Genomic DNA, 24,569 nt, shown 5'->3' on the forward strand with positions numbered 1-24,569 from the left:
GGTGGGGGGGGGGGGGGGGGGGGGGGGGGGGGCGGGGGGGCGGGGTGGGGGGGGGGGGGGGGGGGGGGGGGGGGGGGCCCCCCCCCCCGGGGGGCCGCCCCCCCCCCCCCGCCCCAGCAGTCACGCCGGTCAGGCTTCGGGGATCTCCGCGCCGTGCTCGGCGAGCGTGATCGACTCGGGATCGGGCCCGCCGCGGCGGCCGGTGTCGAGCGCGTCGATCGCGGCGAGTTCGTTGCCGGTGAGGGCGAAGCCGAACACGTCGAGGTTCTCGGCGATCCGGGCCGGGTTGGTCGTCCAGCGTGCTGCGGCGGTTTTCGCCCCATCCGGGATAGAACGTGATGCCGCCGATCGGCGACCATGCCTGCGAGAGGATGTCGTGCTCAGCGTTGGCCTTGAGGACAGCGGTCTGACGGAAGTACGGGTGGACTTCGATCTGGTTGACCGCCGGCACCACGTCGGTCTCCGCCAGGAGCCGGTCCAGGTGGTCGGGCATGAAGTTGCTGACCCCGATGGCCCGTACTTTGCCGTCGGCCAACAGCGACTCCAGGCCCCGGTATGCCTCGAGCGTGAGGTCGAAGCGGGTAGGCAGGGGCTGGTGGAGGATGAGCAGGTCGATCGTCTCGACGCCGAGCTTGCCGGCGGACTTGTCGAAGGCGTGCCGGGTGGCGTCGAAGCCGTAGTCGTTGATCCAGACCTTGGTTTCGAGGAACACCTCGTCCCGGTCGAGGCCGGAGCGGCGGATGCCCTCGCCGACGTTGTGTTCGTTGAAGTACGCGGCGGCGGTGTCGATGTGCCGGTAGCCGGTGCGTAGCGCCGTCTCGACGGCGTGGGCAGTGTCTTCCGGTGCGGCCTGGAAGACACCGAGACCGAGGGCGGGCATCGTGACGCCGTTGTTCAGGGTGAGGGTGGGCTGGCCGATGGCCACGGCAGTGTCCTTTCTCGTCGTGGGTCTCAGGTGTCGAAGCGGATGGTGCCCAGCCAGGAGACTCCGGCGGGGTCGTGGTGGTCGAATGCCGCGCTTGCGCCGGTGTCGAGGCCGGCGATCGCGGTCATCTCGTCGTCGGTGAGGGTGAAGTCGAAGACGGCGAGGTTCTCGCGCATGCGCTGCGCGTGAACGGCCTTGGGGATGACCGCGATGCCGCGCTGCAGCAGCCAGCGCAGGGCCACCTGCGCGACGGTTTTGCCGTGTGCCGCGGCGATGGTGGTGAGCACAGGGTGGTCGAACAGGTCGCTGCGGCCCTGGCCGAGCGGGCCCCAGGCGGTCATCTGCACGCCGCGCTCGCGCATCACCTCCAAGTCAGCGGTGCGCTGAAAGAAGGGATGGGCCTCGATCTGATTGACCGCGGGCACGACCTCGTTGTGGTCGATGAGGTCGACGAGCCGGTCCGGGTAGAAGTTCGATGTGCCGGTAGCCGGCCTCGATCGCCTCGGTCACGACGCGTTCGGTGTCCTCAGCGGGCACCTGGAAGACGCCGAATCCGAGGGCGGCCATGTGGGCGCCGGTGTTCAGGGGCAGGCGGGGGATGTTCGTAGTCATGGTGGGGTATGCCTCCTTCTCGGATTTTCAGACGGTGGTGGGTACGGGGGCGGAAGCGGTGTCGTTGTCGGCCGCGGCGGCAGCCGCTCGTTCGGTCTCGGCGGCGGCGAGGACCGGCCGGATACGGATGAGCAGCGCCAGGGTGGCGACGGCGACGATCGCGCCGACGCTCTGCCGCCGGTGAAGAACGACGACGTGATTCGGTCAGGCCCGCCACCTGTTCCACGAATGTCCGGCGTGGGCACTGGATCTGACACAGAAGAACCGACGCACGTGCAGACGGACGATCAACCTCCGCCGGCCGACGGGTAGCTCGGATATTTGACGCCAATACCGGCTGTGAACCCGCGTGGCAGGATGCGTGTACTGCGGACACCTGCCCGGCGGCCCGCATACCGCCGCGTCGACCACCAAGTTGCCATCGACGGTCATGAGCTGCCGCACCATGAGGTTCAGGCCGGGCAAAAGGAGGTCCTCAAGCCTCTCCACTCGCATGACAGAGGGATCCCCTGGTGGAACGATCCTGCAGTCCGGGCACTACCGGCCCAGGCTCTGGCCGGGCTACCCCTCGGCGCTGTCCTGGCCGTCGGCGTGGGCGGTTGTCAGTTCCACGGAGGCCATGAAGTTCAGCATCCTGCGGTTGATCTCCTCCGCGTGGTCAATCTGCGGCCCGTGGCCCGTGCTGGACGCCGCTCCTCGACGGGCAAACGTCACCTGCCGCGGCACTAGTTGGCCCATGTGCGCGATAGCTGGCCCGCAGGTGAGCTGTAGCCTGGGCATGCGGGGCGGTCAGGTCACGTGGGGCTGCGGCGTTCGACGAGGACGACGTCGCGCCATCTGCCGTGGTGGCGGCCGATGCGTTCGCGGGTGCCGATGACACGGAACCCGGCGCGCTGGTGGAGAGTGAGGCTGGCGGTGTTTTCCGGGAAGACGCCGGACTGTACCGTCCAGATCCCGGCCGCGTCGGTCGACGCGAGCAGGGCCGTCAGCAAGGCAAGGCCGACGCCGCGGCCGCGGGCGTCGGGGTGGACATAGACGGAGTGCTCGACAACGCCGGCGTACGCGCACCGGTCGGAGACCGGGACCACGGCGGCCCAGCCTAGAACCCGTCCGTCCTCGTCCAGGGCGACCAGGCGGTGGGCAGGCAGCTTGGCGCTGTCGAACGCCTCCCAGGTTGGAGCGGTCGACTCGAAGGTGGCGTTGCCCTCGTCGATACCCAACTGGTAGATCGCCAGGACCTGTTCGGCGTGCTCGGGCCGCATCGGCGCGATACGCACGCCGGTGCCGGCGGCCGTCACGCCGCGGGCTCGATCTCGAGTTCGGTGAGCAGGCCGCGGATGCGCTGCTCGATCTCGTCGCGGATCGGCCGGACCGCTTCGACGCCTTGTCCGGCCGGGTCGTCGAGTTGCCAGTCGAGGTACCGCTTGCCGGGGAAGTAGGGGCAGGCGTCGCCGCAGCCCATGGTGATCACGACGTCCGAGGAATGCACGGCCTCGGCGGTGAGGATCTTCGGGGTCTCGGCGGAGATGTCGATGCCGGACTCGCGCATGGCATCGACCACGGCGCGGTTCACGGTGTTGGCTGGGGCGGATCCGGCCGAGCGGACCTGGACGCGGTCGCCGCCGAGGTGGGTGAGGAAGGCGGCGGCCATCTGGGAGCGGCCGGCGTTATGCACGCAGACGAACAGCACGGACGGGATGGCGGAGGTGCTCATGAGGCCAGGGCGCTTTCTTCGGTGGAACGGACGGGGGCGGCGGGCTGCTGCACACCGTGGGGGACGGTGACCTCGTCCTCGCCCGCGGCGGCCGGGCGGCCGAAGCAGACGGCGACCAGGCCCAGGCCGGCGGCGGCGCCGAGCAGCTGGGCGGCGAGGAAGGGCAGCACGGAGGTGGGGGCGATGCCGGCGAAGGTGTCGGTGAACGCCCGGCCGATCGTGACGGCCGGGTTGGCGAAGCTGGTGGAGGAGGTGAACCAGTACGCCGCTCCGATGTAGGAGGCGACCAGCAACGGCGCCAGGTGGGCGCGGCCTGCGCGGGCGAGGCCGAAGATGAGCCAGACCAGCCCGGCGGTGGCCACCACCTCGCCCAGCCACAGCTGGCTGGAGAACCGGTCGTGGGTGGAGAAGTGCACCAGCGGTTTGCCGAACATGGCGTCGGCCAGCACCGCGCCGGCAATCGCCCCGGCGACCTGCGCGGGCACGTATGCGGCGACGTCGCGCAGGGTGTGAGCCTCGCTGGTGCGGCGGCCGGTGAACCAGTCCGCGAGGGTGACCGCCGGGTTGAAGTGCGCCCCGGAAACCCCTCCGAGTAAGGCAATCAGCACGCCGAGGCCGAAGACGGTGGCGAGGGAGTTGGCCAGCAGCCGCGTCCCGACATCTCGGGTCAGTTCGGTGGCCTGGATCCCGGAGCCGATCACCACCGCGACCAGCGCAGCCGTCCCCAGCCCCTCGACCGTGGCCCGCCGCAGCAGCGGCGCCGGCGCGCTCACGTGGAGACCTTCGCGGGGACGGCGGGGATCTGGAGCAGGGCGGACAGCTTCGCCAGGGCCTCGGGGAGCACCCAGTAATACACCCAGGTCCCGCGCCGCTCGGAGCCGACCAGCCCGGCCTCGCGGAGCACCTTGAGGTGGTGGGAGATCGTCGGCTGGGAGACGTCGAACGGGCCGATGAGGTCGCACACACACGCCTCGCCGCCCTCGTGGGAAGCGATCAGCGACAGCAGCCGCAGCCGGATCGGGTCCGACAGCGCCTTGAACATCCGCGACAGCTCGGCCGCAGCTTCCTCACCCAGCGGCTCGCGGACCATCGGCGCGCAGCACGCCGCCTCGTCGTCCTGCCCGAGCAGCGACAGAACAGCTTGTTTCGACATTTCTCAATATTGACAGTCGTCGATCCCGGTGGCAAGGTCGGCTGTATCGACAGACGTCTAAATAAGCCGTTCGTTGGGAGACCGCCATGTCCCGTGTCCAGCTAGCCCTGCGCGTCGCCGACCTCGAAGCCTCGATCGCCTTCTACTCCGAGCTGTTCGAGACCGAGCCCGCCAAGCGCCGCGAGGGCTATGCCAACTTCGCCATCACCGAGCCCCCGCTCAAGCTCGTCCTCATCGAGGGCGAAAGCGGCGAGGACACGCGCCTGGACCACCTCGGTGTCGAGGTCGCCTCCACTCAGGCTGTCACCGCAGCCACCACCCGGCTCAGGGACGCGGGCCTGGCGGCCTTCGAGGAGAAGGACACTTCCTGCTGCTACGCGCTCCAGGACAAGGTGTGGGTCACGGGCCCCGGCAAGGAGCCGTGGGAGGTGTACGTGGTCAAGGCAGACGCCGACACGCTGGAGAAGGCCGGCGCCGCTCCGGAGACCTGTGGCGGCACCACCGCCTGCTGCACCCCCGACGAGCAGGCCGTCGACCCGGCCCAGACCCCGACCGAGACCAAGGCGGCCGCGGGATGCGCCTGCGGCAGTTGAACAAGGCGGCCGCAGCTCCCTGAAGGCAGCAGGGCCGGCACTCTGCACGCGCACAGGGTGCGAGGGGCCCGAACTGAGCACGGTACTTGACCAGCGGGGCCAACTATCGTGCTCGGTCACAACGGAGCACCGTAGTTTGCGAGCGGAGCGCGATGGTTTGCGACTCCGGGGCGGATCACGAAGAGCCCGGTGATCCGCCGCACGGCCGCGCCGCGAGGGGCCCGCGAGTCGCCTGGTCGCCGTCTGGTTGAATCGGCGGGTGAGTGAGACCTTTGTCGACCTGGGAGTCGTCACCGCGCCGTCCGGTGTGCTGGTCCTGGGGATGGCCGGCTGGATCCACCACTGGTCCGAGACCGGCGATCCACTGTCCGCGCGGGCACTGGCCGCATCAGAGCACGGTGGCGGCCACTTGCACGAGCCCGCAGACGGCCCGAGCAGCGGATGGTTCTGTGAGGCGGTTGCGGTGTCGGCCGACGCTGACCAGCCGCTGAAGGTGCGCGCTGCAACGGCGGAGTCGTACGACGGGCCCGTCATCACGGTCCTGGAAGTCGATCTCGGCCTGCCTTGGCCGTGCAGCCGTGGCGGAGAGCCGATCCGGCTCGGTGACCTGCCGGTCGACCGGTGCGGCATGGTCCTCGGGGACGCCCGCGCCCTCGACTCGTTCGTCGGACTGCCGGGCGAGTCGATCGACGGACTCGCCGACGTCACATACTGGGGGAAGTACGAGGGCGACGCCCACGCCCGCTTCGGCGGCGAACGGGCACCCCAGTACGACGGGCAGGGGCCCTACGGGTGGCTCGACCTGCCCCTGCACGAAGCCCACGAACTCGCCGACCAGCTCCAGAACTGGCTGTCGGAAGGTCCCCGCAGCGGCTTGGTGGTCTCCGTGCGCGCACACACCCACTTCCACCTGCTCGACCGGGCCGGGCAGACCCACCCCCTGCTCGCCGGGCAGATCGAGATCGACGGAGGCAAGGTCCTGGGCCTGGGCTGGGACCAGGGCGACCACTCCATGCGCCACCACGGCGAACGAGCCTGGGACCAGGTCTACCCAGTCACCCTGGAACAGTGCGACACCACCACCCTGCTGCGTTGGACCATCCCCCCAGAAGCGGAGCAGGCCGAATAGGCCGAAAGTACCGCCTCGCAAAGTGCGGTGCTCCGCCTTCGCGGACTGCGGTGCACCGCAACAGCGCTGACCAGCAAGCTCTAACGACTCCGGGGGGTTGATCAGTGGGCGGCTTGCCGGGCGAGCACCAGTTCGGTGCTTGGCTTGCGGCGGGTAGCGCGTCGGGCGTCGGAAGCGGAAGCATCGGCAGGACCCTCGCGCAACTCGCTGTCGGAGCCCACCATGTGGTGCTCAGCAACTCGCGCGGTCCCGAAACGCTCGTGGACACAGCCGCGGAAATGGGGCCGCGGGCGTCCACGGCGACGAGCGAAGAGGCCGCAGCGGCCGGTGGCGAGCGGTAGTTTGTCGTAGCCGATCGTCTCATCACCGGAGGCGGTGACAGCGTGCCCTTCGCGGTCGATGGTGGTGACTGGGGTGTCCAGTCGCAGATCGATCTCATGGTCGGTGTACCACTGCGAAGGGTGCACGAAGATCGCCTCGCGGTCCTGCTTGCCCATCAGGTACCCCTTGGACAGCGGCGGCCGCTCGTACGGCGGCTCCGACTCGTCCCCGAAGAGCACAATGCGGCCAGGCTCGCCCCGACGTTCGCGAAAGTGGTTTTTGCCATCACCTCGGTCCTAAGTCTCCGTATGGTCGCTACCCCGGTCGTGCAGGCCGGCTGCGGGTTTCGCGGCCGGCTCGTCCCAGCTGCCAAGGTGACGCCCGCGGTCCGTGCAGGCGGCCGATGCGGCCGAGAGAGGCGGTGACACGGAGCAACGTGATATCCGATCTGCAGCAGTGCTGCCGTGCAGGCCATGGCGGGCCTTGGCGATAGCACTGTCAGAAGCCGGGGGCGGAGCCGGTGAAGAACCACAAGGCGGCCGTATACCACATCAGTGCGATAGCGGTGACCAGGGCGCCGCCGGCGGCCGGAAGCACCCAACCGGGCAGTCGGCGGCTGTGCACCACCAGCACCTTGGCGACGAACGCGCCATACAGGACGCAGCCCGTGATGGAGTGCATCGTCACTCGGCTGCTCGTGAACTCAACTCCGTAGGCGGTGATGCAGTGGTAGGCGATGGGCAGCGAGAGAAGAAAGGCAAGGAGGCCGATGAGCCGGTGTGTGGGGTGCACCCGGCGCGGCGCGGCCCCCGCTCCCGGTAGGCGCCGGTACATCCACAGCCCGAGCAGCAGTTGGACGACCGCGAGCGTCATCAGAGCGCTACCCAGGCGCGCCTTGAGATCGTTGACGCCGACCCCGTGCCGCCCGAACAGGCCGCTGGTGTAGTCGGGTGTGTGCGTGCGGCCGAACGCATACACCCCCACCGCGACCGCAACCGGCAGCAAAGCAGCCAAAAAGCCCGCCACCGTTCGTGCAGGACGCCGCACCCGTGTGCTTGTGTGTCCCATCAGTCCCCCATCAATCGGGTTCGACCTTGCTGCCGGATGTGTTTACGACGTACCACTGTGGCGCCGGACGCGCTGGTTTCCTCGCCGTTGGTGTCACCGGCCGTCGTGTCACCCGCGAAGCGGTGCAGCGGGTGCCCGGTGTAGGTCACTTGAGTGATGCCGTTGGAGCGTTTCGAGGTGCTGATCAGGTTGCTCTTGGCAAACGGGCCGCCTTGTGCGTGCCGGAGGTGAGCGGCGGCGGCCAGGCAAACGCGTATGCTGCGCCGCCGGTCGGCGTAGTCGACTTGGCGGCCTCGGGGAGGCAGAGCGTCCGCCCCTTGGCGTCATCCAGGAAGGGGCCGAGCTTGCTGAAGTGCGCCGTGGCCGTGCCAGTGGCGGCGGCAGCGCTGCCGGGGGCGGCCGAGCCGATGTATACGGGGATGCTTGCTGACGACGCTCCAGATGTGGACCCGATGCAGGCGGACGAGATCGTCCGGCTGGGACAGCCGCTTGCAGCAGCAAGCGGCACGGCGGAAACCGCCGGCACTGTCGCCACGGCCACGGCGGTGTCGTCGTCCAGGCCGAGCAGGGCGCGTACGGCAACCTTCAGTTCGCGGAGGTGCGGGCTCGGCCAGGCGATTCCTGGGCGCGGTTCCAGGTGCATGGGGGTACTCCTTGGTTCCGGAATGAGGGGCGGGCAGCGCAGATAGCGCCGGTGAGGTCGGCGGTGCGTTCGGCGGCGAAGCCGATGTCGCAAGCGTTGCGACTGGCCCGCATCTCGACGATTTCGGTGTCCGCGGGCGGGGTGTGCTGTAGCCGCGGCACGGCTGGGGGTGGCGGTGCGGGCCGCCGGGGCCCGCCCGACCTGCCGCCGGCACCGTCCCTCCTCGGCGAGGCGGGCCGGGGCCTGTTCCTCGTCGACGCGCTCGCCGACCGGTGGGAGTGCTGGACCGCGTGTCCCGGGGTGTGGCTCTGCTCGGGAAGACGGTCCGGGCCGAGCTGGACCTGCCGTCCGCGCGACGGTGCGACCGCGCCGCCTCCTCGGCTTGATCTCCGACGACTGTGCATCCCGCACCGATTTCGGCGAGACCACCGAGAAGAAGGGCGTCCGAGGACAGGTGACCCGTCCCGAGGCCGACCGGCTTGGCCGTACCACTGCCGTGACACTGCCCGACTACACACTGCCGGGCGGCAGCACAGTTCCGGTCAATTCCGCCGGTGGGGGAGCAGGACGGCCCGGAGGTCGTTCTCTGTGATCCGGTCGGCGGGGCGGTGGAGTGTCCAGCGGTGGGCCTCGCCGTCCATGGACAGCACGGCGACGACGGTTTCCAGCGGGGGACGGCCGGGTTCGGTGTACGTGAACTGGCGGATGATGACGGCGGTGTCGTCGTCCAGGCCGAGCAGGGCGCGCACGGTGTCCCTCAGTTCGCGTAGATGCGGGCTCAGCCCGACGGTTGCCGGGCGCGGTTGCGGTGGCATGGGGGTACTCCTTGGTTCCGGCAACACCCAGGACGCCGGCGTCCGGGCGGCTTCGCGGTGGTTCACTCGGGTGGTGTGCGGGTGGTGGGAAGGTCCCGGACGAGTGCCTTGACGGGAGGCCGAGCAGCGCGGTGTTGTCCCGTCGCGGTTGCCTGCCAGGTGGCGAGGAGCAGCAGGGTGCCGGTTTCGGCCAGGAGACTGAGCAGGGCCTGTGGGGCGGGCTGCAGACCGTGTTCGGTGAATCCGAAGACGCCCACGGTGCGTGAGGCCGCGAAGCCGCCGAGGGCGCCCAGGGCCACACCGGCGGCAGCGATCCTCAGCAGCGGCGGCATCCCGATCAGCAGCAGGGCGGCAACCGCGAAGGAGACGCTCGCCTGGAGCAGGAACAGGGGACCGACGATGTGGATGAAGCGGTACTCGTCGACGTAGAGCTGGGCGTGGATGTATCCGCTCGCGGCGAGCGTGGCGGCGATCGCCCAGCGCAGGGCCGGGGCAAGGAGCCTTCCGGTGCTCATGCCAGCCTCTCATCCTTGATCGCCAGCTCCCGGTCGCCTTGCCGGTAGCCGACGGTGCGGATGCCGAGTGCGTCCTTGAGCTTTCGGGCGGGGACGACCTGAGGGGTGGGGGCGGGGGCCCGTCCGGGCTTCGGCAGCGGATAGGCCGTGGTGGTGGCGGAGTGGAAGGTGATGTTGCCCTCCGTCTTGGTGAACAGCTGGTGCACATGCCCGTTGAGGCAGGTGACGGAGGAGAACCGGCGCAGGAGCGCGATGACGCGCAACGCGTCGTCCGTGCTCCAGCCCCACTTCGGGTACATGGCGAACAGCGGGATGTGGCTGAAGACCACGACGGGGGTGTCCGACGGCAGTCCCGCGAGGTCCCTGCGCACGAACTCGATCTGCTCCTCGCCGAGATGACCGAGCTTCTCCAGGCTCAGGGTGTTGACCAGGGCGATGAAGTGCACGCCGTGGGTGTCGAAGCTGTACCAGCCCTCGCCGAGCGTGCCCTTGCCGAAGGTCTGCCGGTAGGCGCGGCCCGCGTCGCCGATGGAGTCGTGCTCGCCGGGCACGGTGAAGACGTGATCCGTCTGCATGCCGGTCATCATCTGCTTGACCTGGTCGAACTGTGTCGCCGTGGACAGGTGGGTGAGGTCGCCGCTGTGCATGACGAAGTCGGGCCGGAATCCGAGCGAGTTGACCTGGCGGATCGCCTCGGTGAAGGAGCCGGCCACGTCCATGTTCGCCGGCCCCTGGAAGCCGATGTGGCTGTCGGAGACCTGCACGAACCGCAGTGCGCCGTTTACCGTCGTGCTGCCTGCCGCCGCGGCGGCGGTGGTGTTCCGGGAGTCGGCGATGTGGCTGACCACTTCTCCGCTGGCCACGGTCAGCACCACGGCCCCGCCGAACCACCCTGCGTGCCGCAGGAGCTGGCGTCGGGTCATGCCGTTCGGGCCAGCAGGCTGTTCGGGATCGCCCATCGGTGCCGGGTCGCCGCTGTCGTGGTACTCGGTCATCGGGTCACCTCCACGGAGGCGGTCATGAACGGATGGATGGTGCAGAGGTAGTGGTAGGTGCCGGGTTTGGTGAACGTGTAGCGGTAGGTGGCGTGGGTGGCCAGGGCGGGCGAGTGCAACGGGCCGCCCGAACCGGTGCTGGTGACGGTGTGGGCGTCGGTGTCCTGGTTGGTCCAGGTCACCGTCGTGCCCGCCTTGACCTTCAGCGTGGCCGGGGAGAACGCGAAGTTCTTGATCGCAACGGCGTTTCCCGACACCGGCGAGGCCGGTGCGTGCGCGCTCGGAGACGTCATGGGCATGCTCATGCTGGGCATGGGCGAGGCGCCGGGAGCGGAGCCCGCCGCGTTTCCCGGTCCGGAGGCACCGGGCATGCCGGCCGTCTGGTGCTGACCCTGTCCCGGTGTGATCGCGCCGGCACCGGTGGACGAGGAGTGCGACGACTGGCCGCATGCGCTCAGGATTCCCAGCGCGCCGACGGTGGCGACGGCAAGCCCGGCCGCAGCGCGTGATCGCCGGCCTGGTGTACGAAGGTGCGGGTACATGAAATTCGTTCCTCACGATCAGGTTGAGGTGCGGGATGCGTCTGCTGAGTGCGCGCAACCGAGGCGAAGGCGCAGGCGGCGCAAGGCAGTTCCCTGTCCGCAGGCCGAGAACCGCTTGGGGGTATGGGCGAGAAATGCCGCGCATGTCAGCTCTTGTCTGACTCCACGGATGGCAGGGGTCGCACGGTTCGGTCGATCCACACCTTTCGCGACACTTTCTTTGGGTCGCCCCGGATCGGCGGTCCTCCGGCGTTCCGCATGCGCAGCCCTGGGCGATGCGCACAGAGAGTCACCGCTTCTGTGCGTTGCATCACAAGACAAAGCAGTAAGTGTGCGTAATGATCGTCTTATGCCCTGGAGTTCCCGAAAACGTGGCCCAAGGACCGATCCGGATCGCTCCGCGAACCGTGTCTCTGGTAAAGGGGTCCTTTCGACCACGGACGAGGAACTGCTGCGCACCCTGTACGCCGAGCACGCGGGACCCCTGTTCCACTACGTGCTTCGGCTGACCTCGGGAGATCGGCAATGGGCGGAGGACGTGGTGCAGGAGACACTGCTGCGGGCGTGGCAGCATCCTTCCGCGTTCGACCCCGCACGCGGCCCGGTCCGGCCATGGCTGTGTACGGTCGCCCGGCACCTGGTCATCGATGCCCACCGGGCCCGGCAGGCCAGGCCGGCCGAGGCCGGCGGCGAGGCGCTGGAGCGGGCCGCCGAGCAGGCGCCGGGCGAGGACGAGATCGAGCAGGCGCTGCAGAGCTGGGCGGTGGCCGACGCAGTCCGGTCGCTGTCCCCGGACCACCGCGCGGTCCTGCTGGAGACCTACTACCGGGGACAAACCATGGCGGAGGCCGCACGGGTGCTGGACATCCCGCTGGGCACCGTGAAGTCGCGAACGTACTACGCCCTGCACGCCCTGCGGCTGGCTCTCCAGGAACGGGGAATCGAGCCATGACCGTGGCATGCAGGAGGTGGCGACCATGAGTGCGGAGCACGACGCCCTCCGGCTGGCGTTGGGCGGATACGTCCTGGGCGCGCTGCCCCCGGCGGAGATGGAACAGGTGCGCGACCATCTCGCGGGATGCGCCGAGTGCCGGGCAGAACACACGCAGCTGGCGGGGCTGCCCGCGCTGCTGGCAACGGTGACCGCGGCCGAAGCAGCAGGTCAGAGGGTGCCGGTTGCCGACGCGGATCTGGCCGATCGGCTGGTGGCGCGGGCAGCCGAGAGCGCGCAGGGCTCTCCGCCCGCGCGGCCCGCCGCGGCTGAGGCGCCGCAGGCACGCGAGGTGGGGGTGCTGGAGAGGCTGTTGCAGCAGGCGGCGGCCCGGCGCCGCAGGACGTGGCGGCTGCAACTGGCGGGCGCCGCCGCCTCCCTGATGCTCCTCGCGGGAGCGGTCGGCGGCACCTGGCTGGCGACCATCGGGTCCGCGGTCAGTGAGGCGACGCCGCCCGGTCCGACCATGCCGGCTCCGTCGCGCACCTTCTCCGGGCACGATCCCACCACCGGCGTCACCGCTTCGGTGAAGGTCTCGCCCTCTGCCTGGGGCAGCGTCCTGCAGGTCTCCGCCAAGGGGGCGCCCGCAGGGATCACCTGCCGGCTGCAGGCGGTCGGGTCCGGCGGGGTCAGGGCGGACGGCGCCACCTGGCGGGCGGGCGCGTACCCTCCCGGCACCACGGTTCCAGGGGCGGTCTCCATGTCTCCGGGTGCCATCGAGCACTTCGAGATCGTCGCCGGCAGCGGTCAGAAGCTGGTCACGATCCGAGCGTGAGATCGCCAGGAGTCCGCCCGACCCTGCGTCGGGCGGACTCCTGGCACACCGGACCACGGTCGTTCACGGGACTACGGCCCGCTCCCCTTCTGCGGTTGCCGAGCCAGTAGGACCGGTCGCCCTCGCCGTCGATTCCCGTGAAGAAGGCCAGTCCTTGGCCGACTTGAAGCGTGAGTGTGCGCCGGGGCATGCACGCTTCCCGGTCTTGACCTGACCAGCGCGAAGTGGAGCAAAAGACGTGAATTGCTCGAACCGTTCGGCATGCGTCGTCCGTGGAACTGATTGAACGCTCCGATGCAGGATCCGGCATACCGACCGCCCTTCGAATGCGTTGGCAGTCTCCACGTTCCGGCCTCCGCACATGCACAGAAGAGTCAGAAGACCATGTTCGTAACCGATTCCCCCCGCCTGAGCCCATCGATCTCCCGGCGTTGCCGCCACGAGGCACTGCTCGCCCTGCCCGCGCAGGAGGCGCACGTCTCGGCCGCTCGTCACCTCGCGGCCGATCTGCTGGAGACCTGGTGTGTTCCCGAGAGCGAGCGCGAGTCCGCCGTTCTCATCGTCGACGAGCTCGCAGCCAACGCCGCCCAGTACGGCCGCGAGCACATGACCCTGCGGCTCGTCCTCGACCACGGCACCCTGAACATTGTGGTCAGTGACTCCGGAACGGCCGTGGAGCGCCGTCGCCCTGACATCGCCCCGGACGAGCATGGCCGCGGCACCGGCATCGTCCAGTACCTCGCACAGTCGACCGAGGTCCACCAGACGCGCAGCGGCCGCGAAGTCCGCGCCTGCCTGAGGTGCTCGGCATGACCGGGCCGGGCGATCCGCACGAATTGTGGCCCCTTGCCAGGGCCGGCACCGCAGCACAGCGACGGATCACCGGGGGCGGCTGCGGCGCCGAGTCACCCGACGACCCCGCCGAGTGGGCCTTCGCGACCCACAAGTCGTGCCCCATCGACGGCTGCCCGGGCCCAGCCCGGGTGCGGGCGCCGCAACTCGTCCTGCCCGACCGCCGTCATCCCTACCTGGTGGCCAGCCCGCTCCGCCCCGGCGGGATCACGCTCGCCCCCAGACGTCGCCTCTACGTCCGCCAGGAGTACGCCGCCTGGACGGCTGCCGGGCGCCCCAGAATCTGAATCGACCCCGACCCGACAAGAAGGAGGAGACATGACCCGCAAGGACATCGACACCCGGCACGCCCCCGCAGCAGCCGGCCAACTCCACTCACCTTGCCTCCCACGCCCGACAGCCATGCGTGAACATCGCGCCGGCCGGCGCCAGGAACGGTCACGCCGGGGAAAGCCGATGAACGCACCGTGGCCGAACGCGGAGACCCATCGGCTGTTCCAGGTGCCCGAACGTGGGTGCTCCCAGGGGCAGCGGCCGGGCGTCCATCCGGCCCAAACGCCCCCGCACACTCCGCGGGCCGGGCAGCCGGCGCAGGTGGCCATGCAGGTCACAGGCGGCGAACTACGCCTCGCCGTATGCCTGATGCCGGTCGAGCCCCACGCGGTTGCGGCGGCGACGGGCGACCAATTCACTTGTGAGGCCTGGCTGGATGACGCCCTGGGAATCTCCCGATGGCGCGGGCGGCGGACTCCGGTGAAACCGCCGTGCCAAGTGCACCGGGAAACCTCCTCCCAGGCGCCCGCGCGCGAGACGGCGGGCGCGGACACCGGCCTGCCCGGCCACTTCCTGCGGATCCCCTCCTGCGACGACGAGTGCCGGCCATCCGTCGGTGTAGAGCCTTGCCGGGTCGTGGACATCGACCGCGTCCAGCAGCGCGGTGTCCCGGCCGAGTGCGGCCGGGACGCGGAAGGGGAACTCTTCGCCGTATCGGCGGACGGGCAACCGTGCTGGACGCGCCCGCCGGCGTCAGCGGGCCGCCGGCCGCGGCTGAAGGTGTATGCCTCCCGCCGCGTCGACCTTCCGCAAGGCCCGGTCGTGGGCGGGACGCTTGTTTGGGTAGCGGCCGAGGTTCTGCGCGCGCCCGGAGAGCGATGGGAGCATGCTTGGGGCGGTATGACACGACGCGCCGCGGGCGCTCCCGCTCCCACCGCTGCCGCGCAGGAAGAAGCGGCACGGATCGCCGAGGCAGGTATGAGGACCGACGCGTTCGAAGGGGTGGTGTGACGATGTTCCGCAATGCGCTGGAGCCCTGGCACCTGCTGATCCTGGTCGCGGTGGTGGTTTTGATCTTCGGCTCGAAGAAACTACCCGACACGGCCCGGGCGCTGGGCAAGTCCATGCGGATCCTCAAGAGCGAGACCAAGGCCTTGAAGGACGACGGCGCCTCAAACGAGCCACCCCCCGAGCCCGAGCCTGCACCGGGACCGCGGACGATCTCGGGCGCTCCCGGAGACACCGCCACCGCCCGCACCGCGCCCCCGGACAGCACGACCAGCCACTGAGACTGAGCCCGGTCCTGCGCGCCCCTGGCTCATCCCCGCACGAGACGCTGCCCCGAAGCCTCCCCGGCCGGCTCACCTCGTGCGATGTCGGGCCGCCCGCGTCGTTGTCTGCGGTATCGGCCGGCGTCTTGGCGCCGCCGTGGCGAGCTCGCGCCCCACCGGGTGACGGAGACGATCAAGTACTGACGCAGGGCCGGTAGTCTCCGGTCTGCCGCACGAGATGAGGACGTGGCGTGCCCCAGTCGGTCCGCAACAAGGAGAAGGATCCCGAGGGGCGGATGCCGCTCGCGGAGCACCTTCGTGAGCTCCGCAACCGGCTCGCCATGGCCGTCCTTGCCGTCCTGGTCGTCACGATCGCCGCGGCCTTCTACTACAAGGGCATCATAAACTTCTTCACCAGGCCGGTGCTGGACTCGGTCGGCTGCCCGACGTCCTTCGCCGATCTGTCCAAGCAGACCGCGAGCACCATCTGCGCGCGGATCACGATCAACGGTCTGCTCGCGCCCTTCACCCTGGCGCTGAAGGTGTCCCTGATGGCTGGCGTCGTGCTGGCCTCGCCGGTATGGCTGTACCAGCTGTGGGCGTTCGTTGCCCCCGGCCTGCACAAGCACGAGCGGAAATACGCCTACGCGTTCGTCGGCGCGGGCGTCCCGCTGTTCTTCGGCGGCGCCTTCTTCGCCTACAAGGTGTTGCCAACGACCGCCAAGGTGTTGATCGACTTCACCCCGCACGGGGTGGACAACCTGTTGCCGCTGGACGATCTGCTCGACCTCGTCACCCGCATGGTGGTCGTCTTTGGTCTCTCCTTCGAGATGCCGCTGCTGCTGGTGATGCTGAACCTCACCGGAGTGCTGTCCGGTCGGCGGATGCTCGGCCGGTGGCGCGGCATGATCGTGGGGGTCTCGGTCTTTTCGGCGGTGGCGACGCCGAGCACGGACCCGCTGAGCATGCTGGCGCTGGCCGCGCCGATCTGGGTGCTCTATTTCGCCGCCGTTGTCTTTTCGCTTCTCAATGACCGGCGCAAGGCCCGAAGAGAGGCAGAGGGACCCGGCGACGACGAGACCTCCGACCTCGACCTCACGCCGCAGGACATCGGCGAAGTGGAATCGGTGTCCGCCAGCCAGGCCCTGCCCGCGCAGCCGGACGCTGACGACGAAGGCGCCCACGGCTGAAGACAACGTCGTCGGTGGTGCCCGACGTGCCTGTCGTGGCCCGCCGACGCTGATGAACACTCCGTCCAGCCGCTTGAAGGCATCATCCGGTCCGGTTGGTGGGGAGCCACTCGATCTGCTGCGCCATCGTGGACGTTGACTCGCTGATCACCTCGCCACCGCCCTGTCCCGGCAGGAAGCAGCTCCGCGCGCTTGCTGGGGGCTCTTCCGCCGCTCGGCGTGGGTGGATCGGGTGCGGCACATGGGACTCCCCGGTGACAGGATCGGTGTTATGAACACCGAGACGGACTGGGTGTACCGGGTGTTCGAGCCGCACGGCTCCGAGGGCTGGCGCCCCTATGGCAGCGACCCCGAACGGTGGCAGGGCGCGATCACCGCCCCCGACTCGACCGAGGGCGCCAGGTACGCCATCGGCCGCATCGTCGGCGATCTGATGACCGAGTGGGAGAGGATCGGCCTCCATCACGCGATGCACGTGCGGGTCTTCCTCTGGCACGACGCGGCAGGCGACATGGAGGAGGCGGACTTCATCGTGGAGGTCCGGCCCCGGACGGACATCGACGCAGCGTAATCTCCGGCGCAGGAGGCTCCTCCCGGTGACAGGCTCGGTGCGATGGGCACCGAGAGGTCGTGGGCGTACCGGGTGGAGGAGCCGCACGGCTCCGCCGGCTGGCACACCCCGGCGACCACTGCCATCGCCGGCGGGAAAGATCACCACCGAGACCCTCAGGCAGGGCGCCGAGTACGCCGTGCTCGTCGTCACCGACCTGGTGACCGAGTGGAAGGTGACCAACCACCTGCTGCGGCTCGTACGGACAAGGCCAGCGGGAGGGGCTCACGGGACCATCCCCGCGGGTGCGGGGAGCACCGCGGTGAGGGCGAGGGCCCCATCCACGCCGCCGCGTCGGTGGAATCGATCTCGGCCACCGCCGGTGCCCAGGCCTCGAGAGACTTCCAGGAGGAGACTGGCTGGGAGGTGAAGACCGGGCCACTGATCGGCGGTGGCGTGTGGATCTACGAGCCCATCCCAGGCCGCAGGGTCCTGATCGTCACCTACGGCTGCACGGTCCTCACTCCCGAACGAGCACCCGTCGTCAGTCACGAGCACAAACAGCTTGGGATGTTCACCGCGGACCAAGTGCCGGCCCTCAACATGCCCGAGGGCTACAAGCGGGCCGTGGCTGCCTGGTACCTCCGCGACATCGCGGTGGATGACAACGAGCGGCGGTAGTGGCCAGGGGAGAGGTCACTCAAACGCGGACCTGTCCGTCGGCACACCACGCCCAGTGGCACTGGGCGACCCCGCAGGCCGAGGTTGTGCTGGCGGCGGTGCTCGAATCGGCAAGCGGGCCGGCTACTCGGATCTGGAGTTCGCATTGCTGATGGAGGCCGGCCTCATCAGGCGGGACACGCTCGTCGTCACCACAGTGCACACGCTCCAGGTGATTGGCGATCCGGTTCCAGACCGACCACGACGTCAAGGTCGACATGGTCATCACGTACGCCTCCAGGATTTCCATGATCTCCCTGCTGCTCTTCACCCGCTCCAGCGGCGCCGAGCGGGACTGCTCGGGCCGAGCGGGGAGAAGTCTGGCGGTACTCGGGGAATCCCGTGGCCACGAAATGCGCCGTAAACGGGGAGCCCCCATGGCCGCCGCCAGCATGCCCTCGCATCGGCCGGCCGCCCGAGCACAGGTTGGATTGGAGTGCGGCCGGGCTGGGAGGCAGGGTGTACCGCCCGTGTCGCCGGTCGTGCACTGGTGCTGTCGATTGATCACGACGGTCGGGCCGGTCCGCCGTTGTCTTCCTCCTGATCGCGTTGACGGTCCTTGCCGAGCATGGGTAGGCCGCTGGCGTCCGGTGCGATTCGGGCCACCATCTCGGCGAGCCGCCTGCTCGCCTGCTCGATCTTTTCCTGGGTCTGGTTCCGCTCGGTGACGGCTGCGGCGAGCAGCAGTGCGGTCAGCGCGGCGGTGCCGTTGAACGCCTGGAGAGCGATCATGTTGGTGAGCAGGGTGTGATCGGCGAATGGGCCTGATCTGCGGGCGGCGGCGAGGACGGCGAAAGTGGATACGGCCAGTGCGCAGGGCGCGGCGCCGGCCCGTTGGAAGCGGAAGGCCGCCCAGGTCAGCAATGGGAAGGCTTGGAAGAGGAACGGTGTCGGGGAGGTTTCGAGGAGGCAGATGCCGATGGTGGCTGCTACGAGCAGCGATCCTTCCGCCCATCGGTGTGGGGCCGCGTCTTTCGGCCAGCGTGCTGAGCGGAGAGCGAGCAGTACTGGTGTGACGACCAGGATGCCCATGGCGTCGCCGGTCCACCAGACCCACCAGGTCGGCCAGAAGCCGGCGGCGGGTAGCTCGTGGGCGAGGTGGAGGGTGCTCGTTCCTACTGTTGCGCTGATGAGCATCCCGGTGAATGCGCCGAGGAAGACCAGCGCGAGCGCGTCTCGCAGGCGGTTCATTTGAGTGCGGAACCCGGCGCGGCGAAGGAGGGCGTAGGAGCACAGGGCTGCGAGTGTGTCGCCCGCCATGATCACGAGGATGGCAGGGATTGATGTTGTGAGTGTGATGTAGATCAGGAACACGCCGAGTGCGATTCCGGGCCAGATGCGCGGGCCGAGGAGGAGCAGGCTGGCCAGGGCGATGCCGCTCGCGGGCCACAGTGGCGTGACCTCGTCGACTACGAGGTTCTGGAGCAGTCCCAGCTTGCCCGAGGCGAAATAAAGGGCGGCGACGGCACCCATCTGAAGCACTGTCGTGCCGCCGCGCCGGAACTGGTCCCGGCGGGCGACCGTCATGGGACGGTCTTTCCTTCGGTCTTGTCCCATACTTCGTTGTCCGCCGATCATGCCGGATTCACCATGCCCTATCTGCATGACCCTTCACAATACGCATTTTGTCGGATTTCTCCCTGTGGTTGTTCTGGTCGGCGCCGCGTGCCGAAATCCGTCGTCGCACTCACGAGGTGCCTCCTTCGTTCAGGCCCTTGCCGAGAGGATGGCCGGGGTGTTCGACGAGCCCGTTGGTGAAGAAGACCACGGTGGCATCCGGGGAAGGGGGTGGGTGCGGTCGGGGTATAGCCGTGATACGGGTCAAGGGGGCAATGAGTTGATCACAAGTCTCTGAAGCCGTCCGAGCTCACTCGGTGTCCTCGGCGAGGATGCGGTAGACGGTGGCGACCGAGGGTCGCTGGCCCTTGTTCTTGCCAGAGGTGATGATCAGCTTCTGGGCGATCTGCGGTACGGGCACGCCGTTGCCCCGCAGGCTGCGGGCGTAGTCGGCCATGTCGTCGTCGACGACCTTGGGGCGCCCGCCGTGACGGCCGCGTTCCCGGGCGGACGCCTGGTCCTCCAGGACCTTCTCCCGGATGTACTCGCGCTCGGACTCGGCCGTGCGAGCGAAGAACGCGAAGAGGGCGGCGCCGTGCCCGGACGGGTCGTATACCCCTTGGAGGGGCCGGTGAGGAGTTCGAGCGACGGCTCCCACCTGCGGGCCCTGACGGGCAGCAAGCACCACGTCATTGTCGACGTCCACGGCATGCCCCTGGCCGCCGTTGCAGAAGTAGACCGGGACGTTGGTGGCGATGCTGAAGCCGTGGTGAATGCTCTCCCAGGTGTACACGGGGTGGAAATTGCATCGTTCTCCCCCCACCCGGGCCTCTGTTGAGGATGCAACGCCCACCGCCCGGCTGCCACGATCAACTCAGCAGCACAACAACCCGGCTGGCCGTCTCCCGCGGACCGGCCCGCTGAACGCGGCGGCAGCCGGCTTCCCAATGGTGGCGTTCGAGGGTCTGATGGGGCGGATCGCGGGCCGGTTCAAACGGGTTGAGCCCCTGCGCTGGGCCGGGCGGCTGGGGCTGGGTCTGCGGGCGGACCTGCCGCGGAAGACCTGCTGGACGATCGCGGAGTGGGCCAGGGAGATGGCCCGCACGGCATGCAGCATCTGCTGCGCCGGGCCGTCTGGGAGGCCGACGCTGTCTGCGATGACGTGCGTGAATACGTCGTCGAGTACCTCCGCGACGAGGCCGCAGTGCTGGTCGTCGACGAGACCGGGGACCTGAAGAATGGTACCCGCACCGTCGGGGTCCAGCGCCAGTACACCGGCACCGCCGGACGGATCGAGAACTCCCAGGTTGCTACCTCGTCTACGCCGGCGAGCGGGGACACGCCGCGGTGGACCGAGAGCTGTACCTCCCGCGCTCTTGGACGTGCGACCCGGAACACTGCCGGGCCGCCGGGCTCGGCGAGGACACGGCCTTCGCGACCAAACCGGAACTGGCCAGGATGATGAACGAACGGTTCCTGGACGCCGGAGACCACGTGGGGCTGGGTCGCCGGGGACGAGGTCTATGGCGGTGACCCAAACGTGCGGGCTGCCCTGGAGGCGCGCGGCCTGGGCCACGTGCTCAAGGTGGCCTGCTCGGCCGAAGTGACCACCGGCGCGGGCACGTTCGGCACCGATGTTCTGGCGAAGAAGGTACCCGAGCGGGCCTGGCAGAAGCTTTCGGCCGGACGCGGCGCGTGCCTGGTCGCGGGCCACTTCAGATCCTCACCGTGGCCATTTTGATTCCTCGCTGGCGGCCGCTTCGTGTACGCGGCGTGAGATCATCTCCGGCGGTGCTCGCCCCACCACGGCAGGATCGGAGGCAGGTCGCTGAGCCCGCGGGCTGGCCGCTTGGGCATCGGTGACTCCCCGTCATCCCCGTCCCAGCGGCGTGCGTATTGGTCCGGAAGGCTGCCCCAGCCCCAATAGGGAACTGGGCGGTCGGGTGCCTCTTCGAGTTCGTCGAGAGGAGCGATGCGCTTTTCCGCCACCGTGCACAGGTCGGCCCAGTCGTCGCCCATGTCGAAGACATAGGCGAACTGCTCGCCGGCCTGCAGCCTGCTCAGCTTGGTGGCATGGCCATCCACGGTGCCGTCCGGGGCCTCGTCGTCCCACCACTCCAGGGGGCTGACCCGGGTGCCGTCGGACAACGTGAACAGGTGCAGGTGGGCCAGGTCCCAGCGGCCGAAGGCGAGATCGATGGCCGTGGCGAACTGGGCGAAGGAGTGCGAGCGCGCGGAGGCGAAGACCCGGCCGGGGCGAGGCCACAGGTCTGCACCGTGCCCGGAGACCAACTCCACCCGGATGGACAGCCAAGTACGTGCCACGATCACAACCCCTTCATGCTCCAGGTCCACGAGCCAGCACAGAGGCTACTGAGCCTTTTCCAGCCTGTCTCTAGAGCACAGCAGTTGGGCTGACAACATGGTGAAGCCCCTAGTAGATGAGTTTTCGACCAAGAGAACCGTCTCCACCAGAGGCTTCACGCGCTTGTTTACCCGTCAGGCGTCGACGTGTCCAGCTCTGCCCTCCGCTTCCTCACGCAGCAGTTGGGGCGGCACCGCCGTACGATCGGCTCCCGTTGCGGCGTCTGAGCGCCGGCCGCCAGGCCCTGCTGACACTCGCCCATCTGCGGGTGGGGCACACGTATGCCCAGCTCGTGGCCGGGTTCGGCGTCGGAACCACGACCGCCTACCGCTATGTCACCGAGGCTGTCGAGCTCCTGGCCGCTCTCGCCCCCAGCCTGGCCGATGTGGTGCGGACCGCGTCGGTGAAGGCGTATCTGATCCTGGACGGGACGCTCCTGCCGATCGACCGCATTGCTGCGGACCGGCCGTTCTATTCCGGCAAACACAAGAAGCACGGGGTGAACGTGCAGGTCATGGCGGACCCCTTCGGTCGGCTGCTGTGGGTCTCACCGGACCTGCCCGGCGCCGTGGACGACGTCCGCGCGGCTCGAGAACACGGCATCGTCGACGCCCTCGCCGGGGCCGGCGTCAAGTGCTGGGGAGACAAGGGTTACCGGGGTGCCTGCGGCACGGTCCGCATTCCGTGCTGGGGACGGTGGGACGGGCTTGTCCTGGGCAAGGACGGTATGGCCGCGCTCGTGGACGTGTTGGTCCGTCGAGGATTCACCGTGATCGGCCCCACTGTGCGGGACGGTGCGATCGTGCTGGCCGAACTGCGGTCGGCCGTCGAGCTGCCGTACGGGTGGGGCGTGGAGTTGGAGGTGGAGGCCGGGCGGTATCGGCTGCGAGAGCGGTCGGACGGTGCTGCCTTCGCGAACGCGGCGGGTCCCCAGTCGTGGAAGCCGTTCCTGCATCCGTCGCGGGTGTGGGAGTGGAGCGCGGATCGGGTGGAGGGCGAACTGGTCCTCACGGCCGAACAGGCCGCACCGCCTCGATACGCCTTCCTGGGAGTGCGCCCCTGCGATCTTCGGGCCATCGCCATCCAGGACCGGGTGCTGACCGGTGGGACGTACCGCGACCCCGTCTAAGAAGTCATCTCAATTGGTGAGTCTGCGGTAACAGATCAGGGTGCAGGCGATGCTCGTGAAGGCGAGGAAGTGCTCGGCCTTGCGCTCGTAGCGGCGGTGGAGTCGGCGGCAGCCGGCGAGCCAGGCCATGGTGCGTTCGATGGTCCAGCGGTGTCGGCCGAGTCGCTGTGAGGTCTCGATGCCCTTGCGGGCGATGCGGTGCCGGATGCCTCGCTGGGACAGCCATTTCCGCAGGTGGCGATAGTCGTAGCCCTTGTCGGCGTGAAGCTTGCCGGGCTTGCGTCGGCGGGGGCCTCGGCGGGACCGGATGGGCGGTATGCCCTTCACGAGCGGGACCAGAGCCTGACTGTCGTGAACGTTGGCGCCGGAAATCCCGACCGACAGGGGCAGACCGGTCCGCTCAGTGATCAGATGGATCTTCGAGCCGTACTTGCCCCGGTCGACAGGATTCGGACCCGTCAGGTCCCCCTTTTCAGGGCCCGCATGTTCACCGAATCGATCGCGCACCTCGACCAGTCCAGATCGCCGCGGGCTCCGAGTTCGTCGAGGACCAGGCGGTGCAGCTTGGCCCACACCCTGGCCTTCGTCCACTCGGTGAACCTGCGGTGGGCCGTGGCACCGGACGGCCCGAGCGACGCGGCAGGCAACTGCTGCCACGTACAACCCGACGTCGCCATGAACACGATCGCCGCCAGCACCTCCCGGTCACCGTGGCGGCGCCGGCCACCACCCTGAGGCCGCGACGGCGCCTCCGGCACCACCCGCTGGAACAACTGCCACAACTCATCCGGCACCAGCCGTTCGACGATCCCCACGCCGACAGGCTACTGACATCAAGGAGAAGGACCGCAGTCAGCGGCCCATTCGGCGCTGCTCGTCGAACCGACGCAGCACCCGTACCAGACGCCACATTCCGGCCGTCGCTCCGAGCAGTGCACCTCCCACCAACACGCCCTTCTTCTCTGAACCAGAGACGCCAAAGGCTAGTGCGAGAGCCAGAGCAACGGCGAAGACCGCCGCAGCCAGCGCGACGGCAGTCACCAGGGCGAAAACGATCTCCACCGTCATTGCGTCCTTTTCCCACCGCGACTCACGCCCCATGTCCATGCTGCAAGTCTCACATCAGGGTCAAGCCATTGCGCCTGGGCTGGACAGCCTGACTCTCACGTGCGGAGGCGCACTTACCAATTGAGATGGCCTCTAAGAGGGGCGGCGCTCTGGGGCGCTGCTGATCGTGGTCGAGTGCACGGAGCCCGGCGCCACCTGCTTCTGCGTCTCGATGGGCACCGGACCCGCTGCCGGTCCCGGCTACGACCTGGTCATGACCGAAGTGGTCGACGAGAACGGGCACCGCTTCTGGATCCGCGGCGGTAGCCAGGAAGGCGAGGAGGTCCTGGCCGAATTGGAAGCGTACGGTCCTTGATCTGGTTATCAGAGTTGCATTCGCGTTTACTGCTCTGGGCGGCGGCCAGTTTGTTGCGGGGTTGGGCGAGGGCGACGGCCGGCCGGAGGCGGCGAAGGCGCGGGCGGTGGCCAGGCCCATGCCGGAGCTCGCGCCGATGACGAGGGCGACCTGCCGGTGAAGTCGTACGTGGGGTTGATCGCGGTGTTCTCCCAGCGGGGTTAGGGGTTCAGCGGGCGGCCGGCACCGGTGTGTCGGCCGGGGTGGCTGGCACCGGAGCGGTGGTCGGTGCGAGACGGGTGGCTCCGGTGAGGGCGAGGGCGGTCAGTGGCAGGAGGGTGAGTGCGGTGAAGGCGGCACCGACCAGGGCGGGCTTAGAAGTCATCTCATTTGGCGAGTCTGCGATAGCAGATGAGGGTGCAGGCGATGCTGGTGAAGGCGAGGAAGTGGTCGGCCTTGCGTTCGTAGC

30 protein-coding genes and 8 pseudogenes are annotated in these 24,569 nt (G+C 69.0%); 16 read left to right on the top strand and 22 right to left on the bottom strand.

Annotated elements, in window-relative coordinates; genetic code table 11:
• Positions 1 to 129: 129 nt before the first annotated feature.
• The 7 genes and pseudogenes from ACF09J_RS34610 to ACF09J_RS34640 all read right to left on the bottom strand — a co-directional run bounded on the left by ACF09J_RS34610 (position 130) and on the right by ACF09J_RS34640 (position 4,404).
• Positions 130 to 880: pseudogene (locus ACF09J_RS34610) on the bottom strand (aldo/keto reductase).
• A gap of 71 nt (positions 881 to 951) precedes the next feature.
• Positions 952 to 1,398 (bottom strand): annotated as a pseudogene (locus ACF09J_RS34615) (aldo/keto reductase); the annotation flags it as partial.
• A 343-nt stretch (positions 1,399 to 1,741) separates the two neighbouring features.
• Complete coding sequence (locus ACF09J_RS34620; protein ID WP_392309423.1) at positions 1,742 to 2,032, bottom strand: transposase family protein; 291 nt, start codon at positions 2,030 to 2,032, stop codon at positions 1,742 to 1,744.
• Positions 2,033 to 2,331: 299 nt separating this feature from the next.
• The gene (locus ACF09J_RS34625; RefSeq protein ID WP_392309452.1) at positions 2,332 to 2,799 is read right to left on the bottom strand and encodes a GNAT family N-acetyltransferase; all 468 of its coding nucleotides are present in this window, start codon (positions 2,797 to 2,799) and stop codon (positions 2,332 to 2,334) included.
• A gap of 32 nt (positions 2,800 to 2,831) precedes the next feature.
• Positions 2,832 to 3,251: an arsenate reductase ArsC gene (locus tag ACF09J_RS34630; protein WP_392309424.1), complete on the bottom strand. Its 420-nt coding sequence runs from the start codon at positions 3,249 to 3,251 to the stop codon at positions 2,832 to 2,834.
• Positions 3,248 to 4,024: an aquaporin gene (locus ACF09J_RS34635; RefSeq protein ID WP_392309425.1), complete on the bottom strand. Its 777-nt coding sequence runs from the start codon at positions 4,022 to 4,024 to the stop codon at positions 3,248 to 3,250. The genes ACF09J_RS34630 and ACF09J_RS34635 overlap by 4 nt, the downstream gene beginning before the upstream one ends.
• Positions 4,021 to 4,404 (bottom strand): ArsR/SmtB family transcription factor, encoded by a 384-nt coding sequence (locus tag ACF09J_RS34640; protein WP_392309426.1) that lies wholly within the window; start codon positions 4,402 to 4,404, stop codon positions 4,021 to 4,023. Before ACF09J_RS34640 ends, ACF09J_RS34635 begins: the two co-directional genes overlap by 4 nt.
• Positions 4,405 to 4,490: 86 nt before the next feature.
• Here ACF09J_RS34640 and ACF09J_RS34645 point away from each other — a divergent pair, with 86 nt between their 5' ends.
• From ACF09J_RS34645 to ACF09J_RS34655, 3 genes and pseudogenes are all read left to right on the top strand, one after another.
• Entirely contained in the window at positions 4,491 to 4,997 is a 507-nt protein-coding gene (locus tag ACF09J_RS34645; protein ID WP_392309427.1) for an ArsI/CadI family heavy metal resistance metalloenzyme, read from the top strand.
• A 259-nt stretch (positions 4,998 to 5,256) separates the two neighbouring features.
• Positions 5,257 to 6,126 (top strand): hypothetical protein, encoded by an 870-nt coding sequence (locus ACF09J_RS34650; protein WP_392309428.1) that lies wholly within the window; start codon positions 5,257 to 5,259, stop codon positions 6,124 to 6,126.
• Positions 6,127 to 6,239: 113 nt separating this feature from the next.
• A pseudogene (locus tag ACF09J_RS34655) lies at positions 6,240 to 6,455 on the top strand (NAD(P)-binding domain-containing protein); the annotation flags it as partial.
• Between the two features lie 54 nt (positions 6,456 to 6,509).
• Here ACF09J_RS34655 and ACF09J_RS34660 read toward each other — a convergent pair.
• From ACF09J_RS34660 to ACF09J_RS34695, 8 genes and pseudogenes are all read right to left on the bottom strand, one after another.
• A pseudogene (locus ACF09J_RS34660) lies at positions 6,510 to 6,686 on the bottom strand (NAD(P)/FAD-dependent oxidoreductase); the annotation flags it as partial.
• A 259-nt stretch (positions 6,687 to 6,945) separates the two neighbouring features.
• On the bottom strand, positions 6,946 to 7,515 hold the full coding sequence (locus tag ACF09J_RS34665) for a DUF6529 family protein (protein WP_392309429.1): 570 nt from the start codon (positions 7,513 to 7,515) through the stop codon (positions 6,946 to 6,948).
• Positions 7,515 to 7,664: a hypothetical protein gene (locus tag ACF09J_RS34670; protein WP_392309430.1), complete on the bottom strand. Its 150-nt coding sequence runs from the start codon at positions 7,662 to 7,664 to the stop codon at positions 7,515 to 7,517. The genes ACF09J_RS34665 and ACF09J_RS34670 overlap by 1 nt, the downstream gene beginning before the upstream one ends.
• 35 nt (positions 7,665 to 7,699) lie before the next feature.
• Positions 7,700 to 8,158, bottom strand: coding sequence for a hypothetical protein (locus ACF09J_RS34675; protein WP_392309431.1), 459 nt, complete (start codon positions 8,156 to 8,158; stop codon positions 7,700 to 7,702).
• Positions 8,159 to 8,700: 542 nt separating this feature from the next.
• Complete coding sequence (locus tag ACF09J_RS34680; RefSeq protein ID WP_392309432.1) at positions 8,701 to 8,973, bottom strand: hypothetical protein; 273 nt, start codon at positions 8,971 to 8,973, stop codon at positions 8,701 to 8,703.
• Positions 8,974 to 9,035: 62 nt separating this feature from the next.
• Positions 9,036 to 9,488: a hypothetical protein gene (locus ACF09J_RS34685; protein ID WP_392309433.1), complete on the bottom strand. Its 453-nt coding sequence runs from the start codon at positions 9,486 to 9,488 to the stop codon at positions 9,036 to 9,038.
• On the bottom strand, positions 9,485 to 10,483 hold the full coding sequence (locus ACF09J_RS34690; protein WP_392309434.1) for a metallophosphoesterase family protein: 999 nt from the start codon (positions 10,481 to 10,483) through the stop codon (positions 9,485 to 9,487). The genes ACF09J_RS34685 and ACF09J_RS34690 overlap by 4 nt, the downstream gene beginning before the upstream one ends.
• Positions 10,480 to 10,776, bottom strand: a complete 297-nt coding sequence (locus ACF09J_RS34695) for a cupredoxin domain-containing protein (protein ID WP_392309435.1) — start codon at positions 10,774 to 10,776, stop codon at positions 10,480 to 10,482. The genes ACF09J_RS34690 and ACF09J_RS34695 overlap by 4 nt, the downstream gene beginning before the upstream one ends.
• Positions 10,777 to 11,374: 598 nt before the next feature.
• Between ACF09J_RS34695 and ACF09J_RS34700 the strand changes: the two genes are divergently transcribed.
• The 8 genes from ACF09J_RS34700 to ACF09J_RS34735 all read left to right on the top strand — a co-directional run bounded on the left by ACF09J_RS34700 (position 11,375) and on the right by ACF09J_RS34735 (position 17,608).
• A complete protein-coding gene (locus ACF09J_RS34700) occupies positions 11,375 to 11,977 on the top strand; it encodes a sigma-70 family RNA polymerase sigma factor (protein ID WP_392309436.1) in 603 nt (200 codons plus the stop codon).
• A 25-nt stretch (positions 11,978 to 12,002) separates the two neighbouring features.
• Positions 12,003 to 12,791, top strand: a complete 789-nt coding sequence (locus ACF09J_RS34705; protein ID WP_392309437.1) for an anti-sigma factor family protein — start codon at positions 12,003 to 12,005, stop codon at positions 12,789 to 12,791.
• Between the two features lie 384 nt (positions 12,792 to 13,175).
• Positions 13,176 to 13,604, top strand: a complete 429-nt coding sequence (locus ACF09J_RS34710; RefSeq protein WP_392309438.1) for an ATP-binding protein — start codon at positions 13,176 to 13,178, stop codon at positions 13,602 to 13,604.
• A complete protein-coding gene (locus tag ACF09J_RS34715) occupies positions 13,601 to 13,930 on the top strand; it encodes a hypothetical protein (RefSeq protein ID WP_392309439.1) in 330 nt (109 codons plus the stop codon). The genes ACF09J_RS34710 and ACF09J_RS34715 overlap by 4 nt, the downstream gene beginning before the upstream one ends.
• Positions 13,931 to 14,929: 999 nt before the next feature.
• Positions 14,930 to 15,205 carry a Sec-independent protein translocase subunit TatA gene (tatA, locus tag ACF09J_RS34720; protein WP_392309440.1) on the top strand — a complete coding sequence of 92 codons (276 nt, stop codon included), beginning with the start codon at positions 14,930 to 14,932 and terminating at the stop codon, positions 15,203 to 15,205.
• Between the two features lie 233 nt (positions 15,206 to 15,438).
• On the top strand, positions 15,439 to 16,377 hold the full coding sequence (gene tatC, locus ACF09J_RS34725) for a twin-arginine translocase subunit TatC (protein WP_392309441.1): 939 nt from the start codon (positions 15,439 to 15,441) through the stop codon (positions 16,375 to 16,377).
• A 271-nt stretch (positions 16,378 to 16,648) separates the two neighbouring features.
• The gene (locus ACF09J_RS34730; RefSeq protein ID WP_392309442.1) at positions 16,649 to 16,948 is read left to right on the top strand and encodes a hypothetical protein; all 300 of its coding nucleotides are present in this window, start codon (positions 16,649 to 16,651) and stop codon (positions 16,946 to 16,948) included.
• Positions 16,949 to 17,353: 405 nt separating this feature from the next.
• Positions 17,354 to 17,608: a hypothetical protein gene (locus ACF09J_RS34735; protein ID WP_392309443.1), complete on the top strand. Its 255-nt coding sequence runs from the start codon at positions 17,354 to 17,356 to the stop codon at positions 17,606 to 17,608.
• A gap of 19 nt (positions 17,609 to 17,627) precedes the next feature.
• On the opposite strand, the gene ACF09J_RS34740 is transcribed toward ACF09J_RS34735, so the two are convergent.
• The 3 genes from ACF09J_RS34740 to ACF09J_RS34750 form a co-directional block, all read right to left on the bottom strand.
• Entirely contained in the window at positions 17,628 to 17,897 is a 270-nt protein-coding gene (locus ACF09J_RS34740) for a hypothetical protein (RefSeq protein ID WP_392309444.1), read from the bottom strand.
• A 254-nt stretch (positions 17,898 to 18,151) separates the two neighbouring features.
• Entirely contained in the window at positions 18,152 to 19,174 is a 1,023-nt protein-coding gene (locus ACF09J_RS34745; protein ID WP_392309445.1) for an MASE1 domain-containing protein, read from the bottom strand.
• A gap of 340 nt (positions 19,175 to 19,514) precedes the next feature.
• Positions 19,515 to 19,997 (bottom strand): hypothetical protein, encoded by a 483-nt coding sequence (locus tag ACF09J_RS34750; RefSeq protein WP_392309446.1) that lies wholly within the window; start codon positions 19,995 to 19,997, stop codon positions 19,515 to 19,517.
• A gap of 315 nt (positions 19,998 to 20,312) precedes the next feature.
• On the opposite strand from ACF09J_RS34750, the pseudogene ACF09J_RS34755 reads away from it, so the two are divergent.
• Positions 20,313 to 20,737, top strand: a pseudogene (locus ACF09J_RS34755) (transposase).
• A 7-nt stretch (positions 20,738 to 20,744) separates the two neighbouring features.
• The gene (locus tag ACF09J_RS34760) at positions 20,745 to 20,945 is read left to right on the top strand and encodes a hypothetical protein (protein WP_392309447.1); all 201 of its coding nucleotides are present in this window, start codon (positions 20,745 to 20,747) and stop codon (positions 20,943 to 20,945) included.
• A gap of 38 nt (positions 20,946 to 20,983) precedes the next feature.
• On the opposite strand, the gene ACF09J_RS34765 is transcribed toward ACF09J_RS34760, so the two are convergent.
• Positions 20,984 to 21,529 carry a hypothetical protein gene (locus ACF09J_RS34765; protein ID WP_392309448.1) on the bottom strand — a complete coding sequence of 182 codons (546 nt, stop codon included), beginning with the start codon at positions 21,527 to 21,529 and terminating at the stop codon, positions 20,984 to 20,986.
• Between the two features lie 186 nt (positions 21,530 to 21,715).
• On the opposite strand from ACF09J_RS34765, the pseudogene ACF09J_RS34770 reads away from it, so the two are divergent.
• Together ACF09J_RS34770 and ACF09J_RS34775 are read left to right on the top strand one after the other, a co-directional pair.
• A pseudogene (locus tag ACF09J_RS34770) lies at positions 21,716 to 22,299 on the top strand (transposase family protein); the annotation flags it as partial.
• Positions 22,297 to 22,692: pseudogene (locus tag ACF09J_RS34775) on the top strand (4Fe-4S ferredoxin); the annotation flags it as partial. The pseudogenes ACF09J_RS34770 and ACF09J_RS34775, both read left to right, overlap by 3 nt.
• 15 nt (positions 22,693 to 22,707) lie before the next feature.
• Here ACF09J_RS34775 and ACF09J_RS34780 read toward each other — a convergent pair.
• Both ACF09J_RS34780 and ACF09J_RS34785 read right to left on the bottom strand, forming a co-directional pair.
• Positions 22,708 to 23,507 (bottom strand): IS5 family transposase gene (locus ACF09J_RS34780; RefSeq protein ID WP_392309453.1). Its coding sequence is split into 2 segments (ribosomal slippage): positions 22,708 to 23,169 and positions 23,172 to 23,507, totalling 798 coding nucleotides; the frame shifts between segments, so codons are not numbered across the junction.
• A 43-nt stretch (positions 23,508 to 23,550) separates the two neighbouring features.
• Entirely contained in the window at positions 23,551 to 23,805 is a 255-nt protein-coding gene (locus tag ACF09J_RS34785; RefSeq protein WP_392309449.1) for a DUF6332 family protein, read from the bottom strand.
• 103 nt (positions 23,806 to 23,908) lie between these two features.
• Between ACF09J_RS34785 and ACF09J_RS34790 the strand changes: the two are divergent.
• Positions 23,909 to 24,103, top strand: a pseudogene (locus ACF09J_RS34790) (4Fe-4S ferredoxin); the annotation flags it as partial.
• 226 nt (positions 24,104 to 24,329) lie between these two features.
• Here ACF09J_RS34790 and ACF09J_RS34795 read toward each other — a convergent pair.
• Positions 24,330 to 24,485 (bottom strand): hypothetical protein, encoded by a 156-nt coding sequence (locus ACF09J_RS34795; RefSeq protein WP_392309450.1) that lies wholly within the window; start codon positions 24,483 to 24,485, stop codon positions 24,330 to 24,332.
• Positions 24,486 to 24,569 lie beyond the last annotated feature (84 nt).

It is taken from the genome of Streptomyces sp. NPDC014889, from assembly GCF_043081205.1.
Classification (GTDB): domain Bacteria; phylum Actinomycetota; class Actinomycetes; order Streptomycetales; family Streptomycetaceae; genus Streptomyces.